Origin of the sequence: Metaclostridioides mangenotii (assembly GCF_017873185.1) — a bacterium.
Classification (GTDB): Bacteria; Bacillota; Clostridia; order Peptostreptococcales; family Peptostreptococcaceae; genus Metaclostridioides; species Metaclostridioides mangenotii.
This window is the reverse complement of record NZ_JAGGJX010000001.1, coordinates 121,943-140,241: the sequence shown is the minus strand read 5'-3', so window position 1 is coordinate 140,241 and position 18,299 is coordinate 121,943. Positions and strand designations below refer to the sequence as shown.

General features: G+C 33.3%; 19 protein-coding genes and 1 riboswitch. All 19 genes read right to left on the bottom strand.

Annotated features, from left to right (window positions below; all coding sequences use genetic code 11):
• Positions 1–121 precede the first annotated feature (121 nt).
• The 19 genes from grdD to saoD all read right to left on the bottom strand — a co-directional run bounded on the left by grdD (position 122) and on the right by saoD (position 18,298).
• Complete coding sequence (grdD, locus tag J2Z43_RS00810; RefSeq protein WP_209455419.1) at positions 122–1,267, bottom strand: glycine/sarcosine/betaine reductase complex component C subunit alpha; 1,146 nt, start codon at positions 1,265–1,267, stop codon at positions 122–124.
• A 10-nt stretch (positions 1,268–1,277) separates the two neighbouring features.
• The gene (gene grdC / locus J2Z43_RS00805) at positions 1,278–2,813 is read right to left on the bottom strand and encodes a glycine/sarcosine/betaine reductase complex component C subunit beta (RefSeq protein WP_209455418.1); all 1,536 of its coding nucleotides are present in this window, start codon (positions 2,811–2,813) and stop codon (positions 1,278–1,280) included.
• Between the two features lie 137 nt (positions 2,814–2,950).
• Positions 2,951–4,261, bottom strand: a complete 1,311-nt coding sequence (gene grdB, locus J2Z43_RS00800; protein WP_209455417.1) for a glycine reductase complex selenoprotein B — start codon at positions 4,259–4,261, stop codon at positions 2,951–2,953.
• 26 nt (positions 4,262–4,287) lie between these two features.
• Entirely contained in the window at positions 4,288–4,767 is a 480-nt protein-coding gene (gene grdA, locus J2Z43_RS00795) for a glycine/sarcosine/betaine reductase complex selenoprotein A (RefSeq protein WP_209455416.1), read from the bottom strand.
• A 112-nt stretch (positions 4,768–4,879) separates the two neighbouring features.
• On the bottom strand, positions 4,880–6,166 hold the full coding sequence (locus tag J2Z43_RS00790; protein ID WP_027702347.1) for a glycine/sarcosine/betaine reductase component B subunit: 1,287 nt from the start codon (positions 6,164–6,166) through the stop codon (positions 4,880–4,882).
• A 105-nt stretch (positions 6,167–6,271) separates the two neighbouring features.
• On the bottom strand, positions 6,272–6,589 hold the full coding sequence (gene trxA / locus J2Z43_RS00785; RefSeq protein ID WP_027702348.1) for a thioredoxin TrxA: 318 nt from the start codon (positions 6,587–6,589) through the stop codon (positions 6,272–6,274).
• A 67-nt stretch (positions 6,590–6,656) separates the two neighbouring features.
• Positions 6,657–7,604, bottom strand: coding sequence for a thioredoxin-disulfide reductase (gene trxB / locus J2Z43_RS00780; RefSeq protein WP_209455415.1), 948 nt, complete (start codon positions 7,602–7,604; stop codon positions 6,657–6,659).
• Between the two features lie 277 nt (positions 7,605–7,881).
• Positions 7,882–8,256: a GrdX family protein gene (locus tag J2Z43_RS00775; protein WP_209455414.1), complete on the bottom strand. Its 375-nt coding sequence runs from the start codon at positions 8,254–8,256 to the stop codon at positions 7,882–7,884.
• A 100-nt stretch (positions 8,257–8,356) separates the two neighbouring features.
• Positions 8,357–8,473: riboswitch (glycine riboswitch) on the bottom strand.
• Positions 8,474–8,765: 292 nt separating this feature from the next.
• Positions 8,766–10,460, bottom strand: coding sequence for a M3 family oligoendopeptidase (locus tag J2Z43_RS00770; protein ID WP_209455413.1), 1,695 nt, complete (start codon positions 10,458–10,460; stop codon positions 8,766–8,768).
• A gap of 155 nt (positions 10,461–10,615) precedes the next feature.
• Complete coding sequence (gene saoL / locus J2Z43_RS00765) at positions 10,616–11,239, bottom strand: MerB-like organometallic lyase SaoL (protein WP_268828375.1); 624 nt, start codon at positions 11,237–11,239, stop codon at positions 10,616–10,618.
• A gap of 9 nt (positions 11,240–11,248) precedes the next feature.
• Complete coding sequence (saoA, locus tag J2Z43_RS00760) at positions 11,249–12,001, bottom strand: ABC transporter ATP-binding protein SaoA (RefSeq protein ID WP_209455411.1); 753 nt, start codon at positions 11,999–12,001, stop codon at positions 11,249–11,251.
• Complete coding sequence (saoP, locus tag J2Z43_RS00750) at positions 12,001–12,810, bottom strand: ABC transporter permease subunit SaoP (protein WP_268828374.1); 810 nt, start codon at positions 12,808–12,810, stop codon at positions 12,001–12,003. The genes saoA and saoP overlap by 1 nt, the downstream gene beginning before the upstream one ends.
• Entirely contained in the window at positions 12,777–13,583 is an 807-nt protein-coding gene (saoB, locus tag J2Z43_RS00745) for an ABC transporter substrate-binding (seleno)protein SaoB (protein ID WP_349817853.1), read from the bottom strand. Before saoB ends, saoP begins: the two co-directional genes overlap by 34 nt.
• Before the next feature lie 12 nt (positions 13,584–13,595).
• Entirely contained in the window at positions 13,596–14,702 is a 1,107-nt protein-coding gene (saoX, locus tag J2Z43_RS00735; protein ID WP_209455408.1) for an ABC transporter substrate-binding subunit SaoX, read from the bottom strand.
• A gap of 57 nt (positions 14,703–14,759) precedes the next feature.
• Positions 14,760–15,857: an ABC transporter substrate-binding subunit SaoX gene (saoX, locus tag J2Z43_RS00730; protein ID WP_209455407.1), complete on the bottom strand. Its 1,098-nt coding sequence runs from the start codon at positions 15,855–15,857 to the stop codon at positions 14,760–14,762.
• 25 nt (positions 15,858–15,882) lie between these two features.
• Positions 15,883–16,359, bottom strand: a complete 477-nt coding sequence (gene saoC / locus J2Z43_RS00725; protein ID WP_234925911.1) for a Cys-Cys-COOH (seleno)protein SaoC — start codon at positions 16,357–16,359, stop codon at positions 15,883–15,885.
• On the bottom strand, positions 16,337–17,419 hold the full coding sequence (gene saoE, locus J2Z43_RS00720; RefSeq protein WP_330617421.1) for an efflux transporter SaoE: 1,083 nt from the start codon (positions 17,417–17,419) through the stop codon (positions 16,337–16,339). The genes saoC and saoE overlap by 23 nt, the downstream gene beginning before the upstream one ends.
• A gap of 126 nt (positions 17,420–17,545) precedes the next feature.
• Positions 17,546–17,797, bottom strand: coding sequence for a thioredoxin-like (seleno)protein SaoT (gene saoT, locus J2Z43_RS14955; protein WP_268828373.1), 252 nt, complete (start codon positions 17,795–17,797; stop codon positions 17,546–17,548).
• Between the two features lie 168 nt (positions 17,798–17,965).
• Positions 17,966–18,298: a DsrE-related protein SaoD gene (saoD, locus tag J2Z43_RS00710; protein ID WP_209455405.1), complete on the bottom strand. Its 333-nt coding sequence runs from the start codon at positions 18,296–18,298 to the stop codon at positions 17,966–17,968.
• Position 18,299: the final 1 nt, after the last annotated feature.

Genomic DNA, 18,299 nt, shown 5'->3' with positions numbered 1-18,299 from the left:
TCTATAAAACCATAAAGAAACGGACTCTTAAACTTAATTAAGAGTCCATTTCTCTAATAGTATGAATTTTATAGCATTAAATTCTATATTATAAATTTTTTAGCAAGCTTTTTTACCAATATTAATTGGCAGTGTATCCAGCTTTGATAAGGGTGTCTATTGATACACCGCCCTTATTTTCATTTACCAGTACTATTGGCCCAGTACATCCCATTCCACTCTCAGCGTAGATTCCACTCTTCCACAATTCAGAAACAGCATCTTCTAGATCCATTATATCAATACCATTTATTTGGTATGTTACTACTTCTTTGTTAGGCATTTTTACTTCCACTGAATCAACTTTAGACTCTTTTTTAGTCAGAGATGAGATAACATCATCAAATTTAGCTTTTTTAGCTTTTGAAAATTCATCTTTAGCAACTTTATTTACTGAACCTTTTACTACATCATAAGCGTAATTTAAAGCATTGGCAACAACTGGAGAACCAGATGCTCTAGAAAGAATTAAAACTCTTCTATCATAATTTTCTCCAACACCCGGACCATATCCATATCCTTGAGCCTCAAAATCTCCACCAGTGTTAAATGAAGAAAATATCTTCATAAATATATTTCCTGATAATGTATCCGTTACCATAACGTCTGGAGCTCCAACAAGTAAGTCATTACCTCTCATTACACATCCGCCATCGGCTCTTATAGAATCTGCAAACTCTATATCATATCCATTATCTTTAAGTTCTTTAAGGCCTTTTTCAACTTGTCTTGCTCCATCAACATTTAAGATACCAACTGTAGGATTCTTAATTCCTATTGATTTTGCAGTTGAAATACCGTATATAGCATTTCTAATCATAGCTTCTATCCTATTAGTAGCACTAGTACCTGTTGTAGTTGCAAGTATCATTTCTTTACCCTTAGCAGGAGTAATTACCCTTCCTACTGTAGAAACTCCTATTGGGAAATTGTAGTGCATTGTAACACACGCATCTATATATCCTGAGTCAAGGAGCTCCTCCATTTTAGAGTGCATATCTGATTCATCATTTACTTCAACTATTTCTAAGTCAGTATCGTATTTTGGCCCAATTAAAACTATATCAAACAATCCAGAGGCAGCAAGTTCAGCACCATCAACTATGTTTTTAACTCCGTGCTCACTACCTAGAGTTGTTATACCTATTTTAACCTTTTCGCCAAATTCTCCACTTTCTATTGCATTAGCTACTTCTAAGAATACATCTGCAATTACTTTTTTAGACATATAATCACCCCTATTCTTCCATCATATCTAATGCTAATTTTTTCATGGATTCAGCAATTATCTTCTTAATTTCATCCTTAGATACACCACTTGTAGCGTCTTCTGTAACTCCTGTATTTCTTTCTATAATTACAGAAACTCCATCAAATAAATTAGTCATTCTTCCTAAGAACAAGCTTCCTTTACCAACTATCATAGCTCTATTTTTATCGCCAGTAGTCATATCATCTATTGCAAAGCCAGCATATGGAACTCCTGATGGTATATGTCCTTGAGTTGGAGCCCATCCAGGTAACCCGCACTTAGATACGAAATCTTTTAGATCTTTTTTCTCCATATCTCCACGTTTAACTGCAAGTGCACCTATCATCTTGTAGTTTGCCTCTGGAACATCTCCAGCTCCTGCAGGTTTTGTTATATCAGGGTTTTGCATTTCAACTGAGTATACATCTACATCAGGAATCTTTAGATCCGCTCTATCAAGTCCTGAAGTAATAAGAGAAGTCATAACTGCTTGAGGAGATGATCCTGTTCCAACAGTATGTTTTCCTGTTAAGTCAGTTCTTATAATTGGATTAATTCCATCATTTTCAGATACAAGTACCGCAAATCCACCAACTACATCTTCTAGAACTGGAAGATCTTTTTTGATATGGTCTTTTGAGTTCATTCCAAGTTTAGCACTAGCACCACCAGCAACTATCATAACATTCTTATGAACTCCAGATTTAACAAGCGCTGCTGCTTGAATAAGAGCATGTGTCGGAGCTGCACAGAAACCTCTTGTATCAGAACCAGTGGCATTTTGGAAACCTGCTATTTCAGCTATTGATTTTGCAAAGTTTCCTCCACCTCTTTGATTCATATCTCCACAAGCTTCTTCTGAACACTCTATAACATAATCTATATCATTAGCGTCTATTTCACAGTGTCTAATTGCATGAATAGCAGATAAAACACCTGATGCTTTAACAACTAAGTTTTCAAACATAGTGTGAGCGTTTAGGTTTATATCTACATCATGAGCTCTTTTTATATATCCTACAAGTTCACCGTTGTGGTACAACCCCTCAGCTATATGTTCTTCTATAAGAGCTTTTCCGTCTTCTATATCGTCTCCCTTTATTTTTCCAAAGAATGGAGCAATTTCTGGGTAGTTATTTTCAATTTTAGGTTTTACTTCATTTACAAAGCTTTCTGATAACTTAACAAGATCAAAAGCATCACATATTTGCATAAATGCTAAAAATTCATCTTGAGGCATTATTTCCCCAAACTTACCATTTCTTTTTCCCTCGATTTTTTGGTTACACCAAGGCATTTCTAAATCTTTTAAATCTTCTGGTCTGTTGTTTCCTATATAAACTTGATTTGGCATGTAATTTACTACTTCATCGTAAGATCTGATGTGTTTGCCTACTTCTTTTAAAAATTCTGAATCTGGATGTGTCTGTCTTTCAACAGAGCATGTAGTTCCGTTTTGAACTATCATATCCGGAGTATGGACAAGTATGTAGCCTGCACCTTTTAATACTGGAAAAGTCATTTATTCGCACCCCCAAAGATTTTTTGTTCTCATATTGTTGTGGATTCCACGGATAGAACACCCGTGAAATCCACAGATTGGATAGTATATAGTTAAGTATTTATATGATGTGACATTATAATTTACAGCGTGTATTTCTAGTCTTCAAATACTGTTTGACCATCAACTTCTGTAGTCAATGCTTTTAATGCTTTTTCTACTAATCCTCTTCTTAAAGCCTTTTCTTCATCTGGCTCTAAAGCTGGATTTCCTAGTGGATGAGGTATTGCAATAGTTGGAACTATTCTGTTTGCTCCAACTGTAAGTGAGATTGGAACTACTGTACACATGTGTACAACAGGTATACCCGCTCTCTCTATTTCTTTGACCATCGTTGCACCGCAACGAGTACAAGTGCCTCACGTAGAAGTTAAGATTACTGCATCTACACCATCAGCTTTTAATTTTGCACCTATTTCAGATGCGTATTTTTTCGCACTTGCAACTGCTGTACCATTACCAACCGTTGAGAAGAAAGTTTCATATAGTTTACCTATAGCTCCCTCTTTTTCTAAGTCTCTTAGAACATCAACTGGTAAAACTCTATCTGAGTCTATATTACAGTAAACAGGGTCAAAACCACCGTGTGCTGTTTCGTAAGTTTCTTCTGTAAGGTTTTCTACTCCAGCGATTGAGTAAGAACCATACTTAGAAGCTGATGAAGACTCTATTCTATCAGGGTTTCCTTTTGGAACTATACCACCAGATGTTACTAAAGCTATTGTCGCTTTTGTAATATCTATAACTGCAGGATTTGGATCAACTCTATCGAAATCTGGCATTGGATATTCAGTTTCAAATGCCTCTCCCTTGATTTTTTTGATAAGCATATCAACCGCTCTCTTAGATCCTCTATCTTCATGGAAGAAGTTAACTCTTATTCCTCTTGGCATATATCCTTCTTCTTTAGGAGATCCGATTTCTTCTCCTTTAGAATACTTAATAGCAAATTTAGCTAACTTAGGAAGCGCTTTCCTCATTCCTGCTGCAGAGTCAGAAGTTTCTACTATATATACATCCTTCTTAAACATATCTGCACCTGGGTTTTCTATATACATTCCTGTAACACATGGTATATTTAATGCTTCTTGAACAACTTTAGTTATTGTTCCAGCCGCAACTCCGTATCTACCAGCGTTAAAAGCAGGACCTGCTATGAAAAGATCTGGCTTGAATCCTTTTATCATTCCTAGAACTTCTTCGCCTGCTTCGTCTATGTTTTCATTAAAATAACTGTCTCCGCATACAACCGTTCCAACTATTTCAAATTCATCGCCTAAGTTTTTATTAAGTTGCATACTTATTGGCGGTAAAGTCTCAGCTATGTGAGGCTTTGTATCAGCCTTTTCTTCTCCACCAATACCAGCAAAGAACTGATTTACATAATGAACTACTCTAAGCTTTTCCATACGATTTCACCCCTTTAGATTTTATTTTAGTTGTTGAATTTGCAGAATTCATCTCTTATTTCTTTCATTTCACCCGCAATCTCATCAACTTCTAAAACCATCTCCATCATTCCTACTTGATCTTCATAAACTTCTTCATCAAATAACTCTTTCATTTCTGGCTCAACAACATGGTAAACGCTAAGTCCTAAATCAACTCCAGCAAGTGGTCCAGCGAATGTTGGATCCCCAGCAGTTACTGTTTCAGCTGCAAGACCTGCAGCTTCGGCTTCAGCAGCACCTAGTAAAACCACTAAGTTCTCAGCTCCGAATTTATCAGAAGCGTCTTTAACTCTTTTTTGGTTTTCTAAGTCCATAGCCCCAGCAGCCGTTCAGACAAAACATTCAGTCGATGAAAATATTATCTCTGCCCCTTCTACTGTTTTTACACACTCATCAATCGCAGGTCCAGGTATTCCGTCACGATCACCTATTATAAGGACCTTCTTATTAGTCAATAAGCTCATAATATTCCTCCTAATTTATATTTTTTCTCATTTCACTTACAGTTCTTAATTTATTTATATTTTCTTTTATTTTACTTATATTTTTATTATTAATTTATATTTTATCTATTGTCTAGAATCCTTTTGACGTTAAATGTCCAAATCCAGTTTCGTTTGTAGCTCCAGTTATAGCTTGTATTTCAACTTCGATAGTTCCATCATCTTTTAAACTTCCGTCAGCTCCACCAGCTATTACTTCTACTACATCTAAGTGACCTATAACTTTATCAAGTTTAGGTAAAACTACAACTTGGTTGGCATTCCCACCAGTTACAACAGCATCTGCTTTTGCATCTGCATCTGCAAGTGATTGAGAAGCACCATCTCTACCAGCGTATTCATCTGTAACGATTACAGTTTTAACACCTTGATTTTCTATTTTTTTACAGTTCATGATAAGGTCAGTATCAGGGTTTCCGAAACCTTCTTGAGATACTATAACAGCATCTAAACCTAGGTATTTACATAACTTAGAAGTCCAGTTTGAAGATCTTTCTTTATCAGCTAGGTAAACATTTTCATTAGTGATTATTACACCCATAAAGTTTATTTCTTTACCATGTTTAGCATAAAGTTCTTCTACAACTCCATTGTTTAAGTGAACATAACTTGGGTTCTTGTCACAAGCAGAAACACAGTTACCACTTACAACAGCACCATCCATTATTTCAGTTGGATACAAAATTGTTGGAACTATTTGTTTTGCATCTACTCCGTAAACATAAGTGTCGTGAAGTAATCCTTGAGTTTGAAGCATATAAACATATCCTACTTTTGGAAGATCTGGGTATTCACTTATTTGCTCAAGCAGTGGTTTAGTTTCATAAGTAGATACTTCATCTGGAGTAAGCTCTTTAGCAACTTTTCCTAAGTAAGTAGCCGCTTTAAATCCTATCATTCTAACAGCGTACTCGTGGTTGTGTTGTTTTAAACCATCAACTGGCTCAGCTATAACAACAACATTGTTAAGTTTAGAGAATGGAGTGTATTTTGCACCTTCTCCAGTCATATCTACGATACCCTCTTGGAATCCAACTATTTTACCAGTAGTTACTACAGCTACACCTTTAAGCGCATGAGTTCTACCTTCTCCAACAGTATCTACTTTAGATATAATTCCCGGGAAAATTCCACCATTTCCTTCGACCTTAACTCTAGGTTCAATTACATCTTTTACTGGTGTTATTCTTACACTTTCACCTGGGCGGGCTAATTCGATATCAATTGATTTTATATGCTCATCCCCACCAATTTCTTGTAGCATCTCTTCCTTGTTGATGAATAAAACACCATCTACTACTTTTGTCTCATCACCAAATTGAACATCTTTAATATTGATCTTACCTAATTCAAGACGCATACTGCACCTCCTAATATTTAGATTTATATATACATCTGACCTGTGTCAAATTTATACCTTTGTTAGTTGTTTAATTTATAGTGCAAATCCTTTATATTGTATTTACTATACGTATTTTTTGATCATTTCTTCTATATTAGGTACTGTTGCATCGTCTTTAGTAACCTCGTCTACTTTTTCTCCGCCTTTGTATATAGCTAGAGTAGGAAGCCCTAATACCTTTTGTTTTATAGCTAATCTTCTTGCTTTTGTAGTATCCATCTTGCAGAATTTTATTTTATCTCCATAAGTTTCAGACAGCTTTTCAATATCTGGAAGTAATGCTTTACATGGTTCACAACCTTCGCTCCAGAAATCTACAAATACTACCTCTTCAGAATTTAATACTTCAGTTTCAAAAGTTTCTTTATCTAGTGATAACATATTATTTCCCCCTTATTTTTTTTAATTTTTTATTTTAAGCCCAAAACAATGTTCAGTTTGTCTGATACTATTCTGGGAATTTTTCATCTATATATTTCTCTGCAACTACTGCAGCTATTGATCCATCTCCAGTTGCTGTAACAACCTGTCTTAGTGATTTTTCTCTAACATCTCCAGCTGCAAATACACCTTCTATATCAGTCTTCATGTCTTGGTCAGTTATTATATAACCTTGCTCATTCATGTTCACTTTGCCTTTAAATACATCTGTCTGAGAAATTAGGCCTACGAAAACAAATAATCCCATTGTTCCATCTTCTTCGTCTGCAAAGTACTCGTGAGTTTCTCCAGTGATTTTGTTTTTAAATACTATAGATTCTAGTAATCCGTCGCCTTTAACTTCTTCAACTACTGTATCTAGTAAAAACTCAATCTTTGGATTTGCTTGGGCTTTTTCTAATACACTCTTAGCACATCTGAATCCTTGTCTTCTATGGACCACAGTTACTTTTCTTGCAAATTTTGTTAGATACATTGCTTCTTCAAGAGCACTGTCTCCTCCACCTACAACAAACACTTCAAAGTCTTCAAAGAAGTCAGCGTCGCATGTAGCGCAGTAAGAAACACCTTTTCCAGTAAGTTCTTTCTCGCCAGGGCAACCCATTTTTCTTGGAGATGCTCCAGTTGCAATGATTACAGCTTTTGCTTTATATTCATCTTTTTGACCTTTTAAAACTTTTATTTCTCCGTCGAGTTCAACTGATTCTATAGTATCCTTTACTCTCTTTGCTCCAAATTCATCACACTGTTCAACCATTCTTGCAACTAGTGATGGCCCTGTTGCTTCCCTTACAGATCCAGGATAGTTTGCAACTTCATGGGTAATAACTATTTGCCCACCAGTTTTATCTTTTTCGATGATCAAAGTATTAAGTTTTGCTCTAGATCCATATAATCCTGCTGACAATCCCGCTGGACCTGCGCCTATTATTACTAAGTCATAAACGTTTTCCATATTATATTCCTCCCATTTTGTTTTATATTAATTGATTTTAATTAACTAAATTAGTTTTTGACTATTTTTTAACATTTTCGATTAATTTTTAACAAAAATCTATTGTTAAATATTTTGTCTATTTTTTAACATTTTTGGGTATAAGAAATAAGACCTTATTCTCTCATTTTTTAATTTAAAACTTTCTTTTCTCAGAAAATTCCAACTTATTAAAGTTTAATTAGGCATTTTAACTATTCTTTTAAATATTTCTTGTTTTTCTAATTACTATCTAATGCTATACATAATTGATTCTTTGAACTGTATTGTAAAATATATCAAAGTCTATCACTCTAAAATCATCTTTTACTGATTCAGTCCAATTTGGAGTTATTTTGTCATTTTGGAATTTTGTCGCAGTGTTTATTGATTCTTCGATCAAACTTAATGAGTTTACATCGAGCGTATTGCCTTTTTTTAAAATTATGGTTCTATATGGTGTTTCATTCGGCTTCACACTTCCATATAGTGGATGTGAAAGAAGATTAAAACCCTCATGAATTAAATCTCTACAGATTTTCAGTATCTCTATATAACCAACTTCTTTATATAGAATATTTAAGTCATCACTAGTTTCTTCTTTTACTTTTGAGTTGTTTGTTATTATGATCATTTATACACTCTCTCTTTCGAAATGTAGTTTAAGTTAAAATAAAAAACAGAAAATACAAACATCCAATTTGTATTCCCTGTTAAAATATTCTTCAGAGCCACGTCCACGTACAGTCTTCTATTACCTGAGAATTTCATCTAAGCTCTTTGGATTTACAGATTAGATTTGTCCCTTCGGTCGCCATCATAACAATGTGGCTGTCTCCTGTGCGCTTCAACCGTATGTTTAGTTTTAGTATATAAATCAGTAAAAATATATTGGATAAGTTTTTAACTATTATTTCTAATAGCTTTTAACTATCTCTTTAATTAATAGTATATAAATATTCAATCCAAATTGCAACATATTTTTTACAAAAAAAGTAAGTTTTTTCTTTTTATTCCGAAATTTACTGAAATCACTTACTTTTCATACTATGTTATATGAATTAATTTTCAAAATAATGATCGATTATAATGATTTTTCTAATTTTATTTATTAATTTTATTTTTTAATTACCTCCATCTTCATTAAAAGCACACTTCATTTACAGCATCTAAATACAATTTTACGCTGTTGATAATTTTTGAAAGTGCATTTTTTTCAAATGGAGAATTTAAATTACCGATTTCTATTATCTCAACAAATGATTTGCTTCCACCTACCGCACACATTTTTTTATAATCTGATAAATAATCAGACTTTCTATCTCTACTCTTTTCCCACATTTGTAAAGCACAAACTTGCGCTAAAACATAGTCTATATAGTAAAATGGGTTTTTAAATATATGCCCCTGTTTATACCACCAACCACCTTTTTCCAAAAAATCACATGTGCTATAATCCCTGTGAGGTAGGTATTTTTTTTCTAATGTTCTCCAAATATTTTTTCTCTTATTCTTTGATATATCTGGATTTCTGTAAATCTCATGTTGAAATTCATCTACCAGTGCTCCGTACGGTATAAACTTAATTGCCGAAGATAGATGTGAAAACTTATACTTCTCGCTATCTTCTTTAAAAAACATATCCATCCATGGCCATGTTATAAATTCCATACTCATAGAGTGTATTTCACAGCTATCAAGGGTTGGGAAATTAATTTCTGGTGTCTCGATCCATCTAGACATATAGAGTTGGAACGCATGTCCAGCTTCATGAGTAAGTACATCTATATCGTCGAGTGTTGAATTAAAATTTGCAAATATAAAAGGTGCCTTATGATCTGGTATATATGTACAGTATCCACCTGCTCCTTTATTTGCTCTGGTTTCGTAGTCTATAAGCTCATTCTCTATTATATAATTAAAAAACTCATTTGTTTCATCTGAAATTTCTTTGTACATTTTCTTTGCTGAACTGAAAATATAATCTACATCTCCTATTGGTTTAGCATTCCCATTTGTAAACTCTATGTTCTCATCTATGTAGTCCAACTTTTCCAAATTCAAACGCTTCGCTTGTCTTTCGTACAGTGAATTTGCAAGCGGTACAATATCTGTTATTATCTGATCTCTAAATATTTTTACCATATTTTCATTGTACTCGGTTCTCATCATTCTAAGGTATCCAAGATCTACAAAATTGTCAAAACCAAGTTTTTTAGCCATCATATCTCTGACCTTTACAAGGTCGCCAAACAGATTATCAAATTCATCTTCACTTTCTTCAAAGTAATTGTAGTATTTTTTTGAAGCAGATTCTCTGATTTTTCTATCTTCAGAATACATATATGAATTTAAACCAGATAAATTTTTTATTTGTCCATCAAATTTTATCTCAGCAGAAGCAAGTAGTTTTGTATATTTTGAACAAAGCTTATTTTCTTCTTTTAGTTCAGGTATTATCTCTGATGAAAATGCCTTAAGTGAATAATCACATATTTTTAAAAATTGTTTACCGTAATCTACTTCAATCTTATCTATGTACTTTGAATTTACAATGCTTTTGTAAAACATAGAATTTAATTCCTCATACATTGGGCTGTACTCATCCCAATACTCTTTTTCTTCTATGTAAAATTTATCACTTGTATTCAAACTGTATCTTATCGATACAATTGTAGACATAGACTGAATATTATTTCTAAGTCTATTTAGTTCTTCTATTTGTATTTTTTGATTTATATATGACTTTGATGTATCTATACAATCTACAATTTCTATAAATTTGGACTTAATGACCTTATAATCCGGTCTAGTATATTTAAATTTTGAAAATTTCATAATATCCTCTCCTATAACCCAATAAAAATTATAAATACTATACTATTTTTTATTGCATAAATAATTATAACATATCAAAAGAATAATATTTAAACTTTAAAAATACGATACCCCATATAAAATAAATTGTTTATTTTATAAGAAGTACCGTATTTTTAAAGTTTAAATATTTTATATGCTACATCCAATGCTTCAAGTATATCTAAGCAATAAATATCTTCATCATCATTCATTTCATTTATGTTTATCCAACTCTTATACTCATCCTTCGTCCAGAAGAAATTCATTATGTTTCAACAACTTGCAGCCCATTCTGAGTGTTTATCTAGGTCAACATGTAAAACCCTTAGATTAGGATTGCTGACATACTTTATCTGTTCATCCTCAACTCTAATTTTTATTTCTTGCCCAGTTACACAGCACATAGAGTTGATTGTTACATTTTGATGAAATGTACAAGATGTTCCAATTGCATCTATTGCACACATTGCATAAAATTCTCTTCCATCGTCAAGAGTTACATTGTGGCTTGTAGATAAAGCTGATACAGGATAAATAAAATTGATATTTTCACCTTCAGCTACAAGTACGTTTTCTTTTATAAAACTATCCAATGTATTTTGCAAATATTCTCTATCTATGCTCAACTTCGAACTCAAAACATTCACAACTTCATTAAGCGTGACACATCGTTTTTTTTCAATAATCATATCCATTATGGATACTCTAATTGCTCTTTGAGTATCATCTAAATTTTTATATTTTTCTACTTCGCTCATAATTCCCCCCTAAACATCATAACAAGTTGATAGTATTTCTGATACTTGTGATTTATACTTTTCATACTCATTACAATCTCTATTTCTCGGTCTAGGAATATCAATCTTTATATTACCTATTATCTCACCTTTGTTTCTCGACATAATTACAACTCTATCACTCATATAAACTGCTTCATCGACATCGTGTGTAACCATAACCGCAGTAATTCTATTAGCTGACCATATTTTTTCTAGCTCTTCCTGTAGGTTTTGTCTCATCTTCAGATCGACAGCACCCAAAGGTTCGTCCATAAGAAGTACTTCAGGATTACAAGCTAAAGCTCTTATAACTGCAACTCTCTGTTTCATACCTCCTGAAAGCTGATGAGGATACATACTTTCTTTGCCTTTTAAGTCTGACATTTCTATAAGTTCTTCTAACTTTTTTTCTCTTTCCTCTTTTGGAATCTTCTGCTGTTTCATCGGATATAAAACGTTATCCCTTACAGACTTCCACGGAAATAAAGCGTAGTTTTGAAATATAAAAGCTCTATCAATACCTGGTTTTGTTACTTTATTTCCATTTACTAAAATTTCTCCACTTTCAGGTTTTTGAAAACCACCTATGATAGTAAGCAGTGTAGTCTTGCCGCATCCAGAAGGACCAAGCAAGCATATAAACTCCCCTTGGTCTACTTCTAAACTTATATCATCGAGTACTTCGACATGTTTTTTATTATTTATAAATGATTTGCTTATATTTTTTACGTCCAGCTTCATTAATCTGCAAACCTCCATTTACAAAGAGTTTTGTTTACGAATTTTAATATTAAATCTATTAAAAAACCTATTATAGCTGCCATACACATAAGGGCAACTAATAACTCAGTCCTCATCATAGTCTGAGCTTGTACCATAGAGTAACCGAGACCGGCACTCGTAGCTATGAACTCCGCTCATATTACAGACATCCAACCAGTACTTATTGCAAGTCTCGAACCTGTCAATATATCTGGTAGAGCTGCTGGTATTATAACATTAAAGAAAATCGACACTGGAGATGCACCCATGCTTCTCGCAGCATTGTAGTAATCTTTTGATATAGCTCTAACCCCTTGTATAGTATTTAATATTATAGGGAATACACCTGCAAATGCGATCAAAAATATTGTAGGTCCATCTCCTATACCAAACCATACTATTGTCAGTGGAACCCATGCCATAATTGGCACCTGTCTTACAGAGTCAATCATAGGAGATAAAACTTTTTCACTAGTTATTGAAAATCCCATAATAAGACCTATCGGTAACCCAATTCCAAGTGCACATAAAAATCCTTTTAAAACCCTTTGAAGTGTTATCATTAAATTTTTTACTATTTCAGGGTCAGTAACACAAGTTAAAAAACCTTTAAAAACATCTAATGGCATAGGAAGTAGTAATGAACTTCCTATCTCAATTGCAGCAAATTGCCATACTGTAACTATAACTACTAGAAGAATAATTCTATATAGATTCTCTAGAAGACTTTTAGAATTTTTCTTTTTCCTAATAGCTATTCTTTTATCGGCAGAAATTTTACTTTCCAATTTACTATTTCCTCCATCTCTTTATTTGAAATATCCACGTTCTTATAATTTTCTATGGCCTTTTTAAAGACCTCTCTATCTTCTAAATCATAAACTGCCTCATTGTAAAGCCTTATAAAGTCTTTATATAAGTCATTTTGTTTAAATTCCTTACTTACTACTAATACATAACTTTCATACTCTCTATTAGTTGCTGTAGAAAGTTTTTCTCCCTTTAAACTCAGGGATTTCATAATATCTACTACAATGCCATCCACTAAATTGCTCTCAAGACCATATCCTAGTGCTGTACCTATAAGTGGAACAGTTTCTGCATCTTTATAGTTCTCACTAACCAAATTGTATTGATAATCCCTCTTTTGAGTTACACCAATTCGCTTTGGTTTATCTGTACCCATCAAGAATATATCCGAATTTTTGACTACAGGAGCTATTATTTCAAAGTTTGTATCATTTTTTATATACTCCTCGGCTGCATCTTTGCAGATTATTGCCATATCCATTTCCTCTGAACTCAGAGCCCATTGTGTAGTGCTCGATCAGCAATCTGCAACAGAGTACATATCCAAAAGCTTATCTAACTCCAACCCGTCAAATTCATTTTTTTCTGTCATGTAGTTTATCACAAAACCAGAGGTATCATCAGATACCCCTATTTTCATTTTGCCTTTTATATGTTCTTTTGTATTAAAGTTAAAAAATAGCAAAATCAAACATATAAAGATTATTGTTGCTGAAATAACAATATTTTTAAATTTGCGCATTAATTTCATAGCCTTTTCAATCTATTGTTTATCTAATTCCATTGCTTTAGCCTTCCAATCGTCATAACTCATACCTTTAGGAAATACAGGATCTACCTTTTCCTCAATAAATTTATCAAAGTCGTCAGCCCCGCATGAATCTAATAAGCTCTTGTCCACAACTTCATCATAAGAGGGAACTTTGTCCATTTTCTTGTAATCTTTGTACATTTTTAAGTTGTTTTTGTACTCTTCACCGGTGATTTTCCAAGTAAGTGTTCTACCTTCACCAACAGTCTTTTTGTAAATAGTCATTAGAGCTACTTCTTCGTCCACGTTGTAGTCTTCTGCAAATATTTTAGCTGCTTTAACTGGATTAGTGTATATGTATTCTACTGATTTTGTATGAGCTAAAACCAACTTTTTAGCAAGCTCTGGATGATCTTTTATAAAATTTTTATTTAGCGAGAATGAACAACAGTTGTACTGTTTACCAGTAGATTCTTCTTTGTACTGTGTAGATGCAATTATTTTACCTGTTCCTTCAAATTCAGCTACTGATCCCCATGGATCACAAGATGTAAATGCTTTTATTTTACCTGTTTTAAAAGCTAGGTAAGCATCTTTGTCCGACTCCATATCTATACAATCGTACTCACTTGACTTAGCTGGTATCCCTGCTTCTGGGCCATAATCAGTATGCCACAAAGTATCATTATCAGGATCACCTGCTATCTTTTTACCAATCAAATCTTTTGGGTCTTTTATATCATTCGAAACTATAAGGTACTCTGAACCCCCACTGTGGTTATTTGCCGCAACTACTATAGGAGCGCCCTTTGGGATAGCTCCTGCTAATCCTCCAGTACCTATGTAACCAGCATCCATCTGACCAGCTGCCATTGCTTCTGGCACTTTACCATTTCCTAGAGTCTTTACATTTAGCCCTAATTCTTTGTAGATACCAGCTTTATCCCCTATTGGTGCAGCTGTCATATGGTCACAGTTGTAGTATCCTAAAGTTATAGCATAGTCGTCATTAGCCTTACTTGATTCCTTGCCGTCGCCTTTAGAACTGCATCCTGTTAAGAAAGATAAACCCATTATCCCTGTTAACATTACTACTTGAAACTTCCTAGTATTAAACATCTCTTAATCCTCCAAGTCAATAATTATAATATTAGTATAAATTTTTAAGGTTAATTTCTATTGTTTATCTAACTCTGTAGCTTTTACCTTCCAGTCTGTATAACTCATGCCTTCTGGGAATACTGGTTCTACTTTTTCTTTTATAAATTTATCGAAGTCGTCTGCTCCACTTGATTCTAATAAAGTTTTATCAACTATTTGATCATATGTAGGAACTTCATCTAAGCTTTTGTACTCTTTATAAGTCTCTAAGTTATTTTTGTATTCATTGCCTGTTATATTCCAAGTAATTGTTCGTCCTTCACCTACAGTTTTTTTGTAAATTGTCATTAGCGCAACTTCTTCATCGACATTGTAGTCTTCAGCAAATATCTTGGCCGATTTTATTGGATTAGTATATATATACTCTATAGATTTTGTATGAGCTAGCACTAATTTTTTAGCAAGCTCCGGATGATTTTTTATAAAGTTTTTATTTAATGAGAACGAACAACAGTTGTACTCATTACCAGTTGATTCTGAATGGTATTTTGAAGAAGCTATTATTTTACCTGTTCCTTCAAACTCAGCTACCGATCCCCATGGATCACATGCAGAAAAGGCTTTTATTTTTCCTGTTTTAAATGCAATATAAGCATCTTTATCCGATTCCATATCTACACAATCGTATTTACTTGAATCAGCTGGTAGACCTGTTTCTGGACCATAATCTGTTTTCCATAGTAAGTTCGTATCAGGGTTTGCCCCTATTGTCTTACCTAATAAATCTTTTGGCTCTTTTATATCATTTGCCACTATTAAGTAGTTTGAACCTTCACTGTGGTTGTTCGCCGCAATAACTATAGGAGATCCTTTAGTAACTGCTCCAGCTAAGCCTTGTGTCGATATGTAACCCGCATCCATTTGTCCCGCTGCCATTGCTTCTGGCACTTTACCATTTCCTAGAGTCTTTACATTTAATCCAAGCTCTTCATAAATTCCAGCCTTAGCTCCAACTGGTGCTGCTGTCATATGATCACAGTTATAATATCCTACTGTTATAGCGTAATCATCATCATCTTTTGCTTTGTCTTTCTTTGAGCTACATCCTGTCAGCACTGTAGTCCCAATTACAGTAGCCAACATTAATGCCGTAACCTTTTTTGATTTACTCATCTTCAATCCTCCAAAATAAATTTAATTAACAACAACTCTCCATATTCTCTCCAAACAAATCTTCTAACTTATTTCCCTCTAATCTGTAAATTGCATATCCAATTTTTTTGTTTTTAGAACCAGAAACCATAATCTCCATAACACCTTTTGAGTCGATATCTTTAAATGTTATAACCTGATCATCGACAGGTGCTGTTACTGGTTCAGTAACATAATACTCATTTCCTTTTGTTGCAACGACAACAAGTCTATTGTGGTTTTCTTTATTTTTATAAATTACCACTAAGTCTTTTTTATCGTCGCCGTTTAGATCTTCTTCGGCATAAGTTATTATTTCTTTGTATTTGCAATTTTTTTTGAAGTAATTAAGCGTCTGTTTACTTACATCGGGTAAACCATCATTTTCTTTTAAGTTTTCATCCAACAACTTTGATCCCAGTATCAAAAATACCAACACAACAACTGTAATAATTATTTTTTTACGCATTTTTTTTATTGACATCTTTCATTTTAGGTAATATTGCAATAATACAGAAAATAATTATAGCTATTGAGCATACATATGTAATAGATTCTGGTATATTTAAAAATAACTTATTTGCTAGTTGTATAGATGAACCATTTGCTTGACTGTTTACAAAGTTTGAGTTGCCACTTAAAAGTAGATTAGTTATATAACCGATAATTATAGATCCTATTGTAAGAGTTGCCGTATATATAATTACACATCTTTTTCCAATTACATTGTACATACTTATAAGTTCAGGTAGGTTTGTAGCTGCTCCTGCAATTAAGAAAGTTATTGCTACTCCAGGTGATGCTCCACTTGCTACTAATGCAGCAATAAATGGTATATGACCAACTGCACAAACGTACATAATACATGCTAAAACCGTGATACTAGCCATTGATATAAGACCTGGATTACCCAAATACTTCTGTATTATAGAACTAGGAAAAATTGTAGTAATAAACCCTGCCATGATCATACCTACTACTACGTATTTACTTATAGTAAGAGCGAGTTCGCTAAATGACCATTTCATTCCATCTAATAAATTTTGAAAAAAACCTTTTCTTTCTTCTTCTAACTCAATTGCTTCACTGTCATCATCGCTGGCAACATAAAGTTCGTCTTTGGCAAATGTATTTCCTAAAAAACCAACCAAAATCGGAAGTACAAATCCAGCAATGATGTATATTATTGTTATCTGTGGACCCAACAGTCCAAAACAGAGTATAACCGCTATTGGATTTATAATAGGCGTTGATGTCATAAATGCTAACATAGGTCCTAAGTAAGCCCCCGAATAGTACATACTTATTCCTATTGGAATTACTCCACAGCTACAAATAGGCAAAAACATCCCTGAAATAGTACTCTTTATTAAAGAAGAGGCCTTTTTATTTCCCAAATGTTTTTGAAACTTAGCTGGTGTAATTACATTGTGTAGAATACCTGCTAATACAAAACTTATCATTAGCCAACCTGAAGATCCGTTTAACATTATAAATGCAGTCACCAGAGTATCCTTTACAGCAGTAAAGATTGTTTCTAACATATTCATTAATCTCCTAAAATTAAATTTTAAATATTGCAATTTAAATTGCTTCTAAATATTTTTGTGTCCCTATTCTGTTTCTTATATCTCAGTTCTTTTCTATTTTTTTATATAGTGGCAACTACTCTATCCAATTGCTTCTAATATAGCTTTTTCAATACTTTTTTTGTTCAGTCTATCATACTTCTTCTTTTGACCTATAATCATTGTCCCTTTTGTTATAAGTCCATATTTTTTGACGTATGAAAAATCTTTTCCTGCAGTGTACAATTTTACTTCTAATTTATCGCTGTACTTTTCACCAAGCTCTTTAATAAGCCCTCCATGCTCATCACAAGATGGTCAGGTACTTATAAATTCAACCAATACTTTTGACATATATTCCACTCTCCAAATTCAAAATAAAATCCATTTTTATATATTTAATTTTTTATTAAACAATATTCACTTTTTATTTACAAAAAAAGTCGTATTTTTACGTAACAATCACCCACAGAAAACAGTCTCTATGGGTGATTTTAATCTCTACTTTGTAAAATATATCTCTTATAATGTAATCACTTGATCTATGCCCGCATCCCCCAAGCATGCGTAAAGATTAGGGAAACATCCTATAGTAGCCCCATCTACTAAGCTGTCTTCTATACCTCTTTCAATTGTACATTGATCACATCCCATTATTATCATGCCTGTTTTGTTATGTATTTTGCTAAGTTTTTCACCAACTGGATTGCCTTTTGATAGGAATAAGGTATTGTCCATAAAGAAGAACATACCTAAAACTTCTGCTCCGTGATTCCCTTGTTCTAGCTGTGGAATAATCATTTTGTCTAATATTTTGTGTGCATTTGTACTACTAAAAATATAAGCAACCTTCATT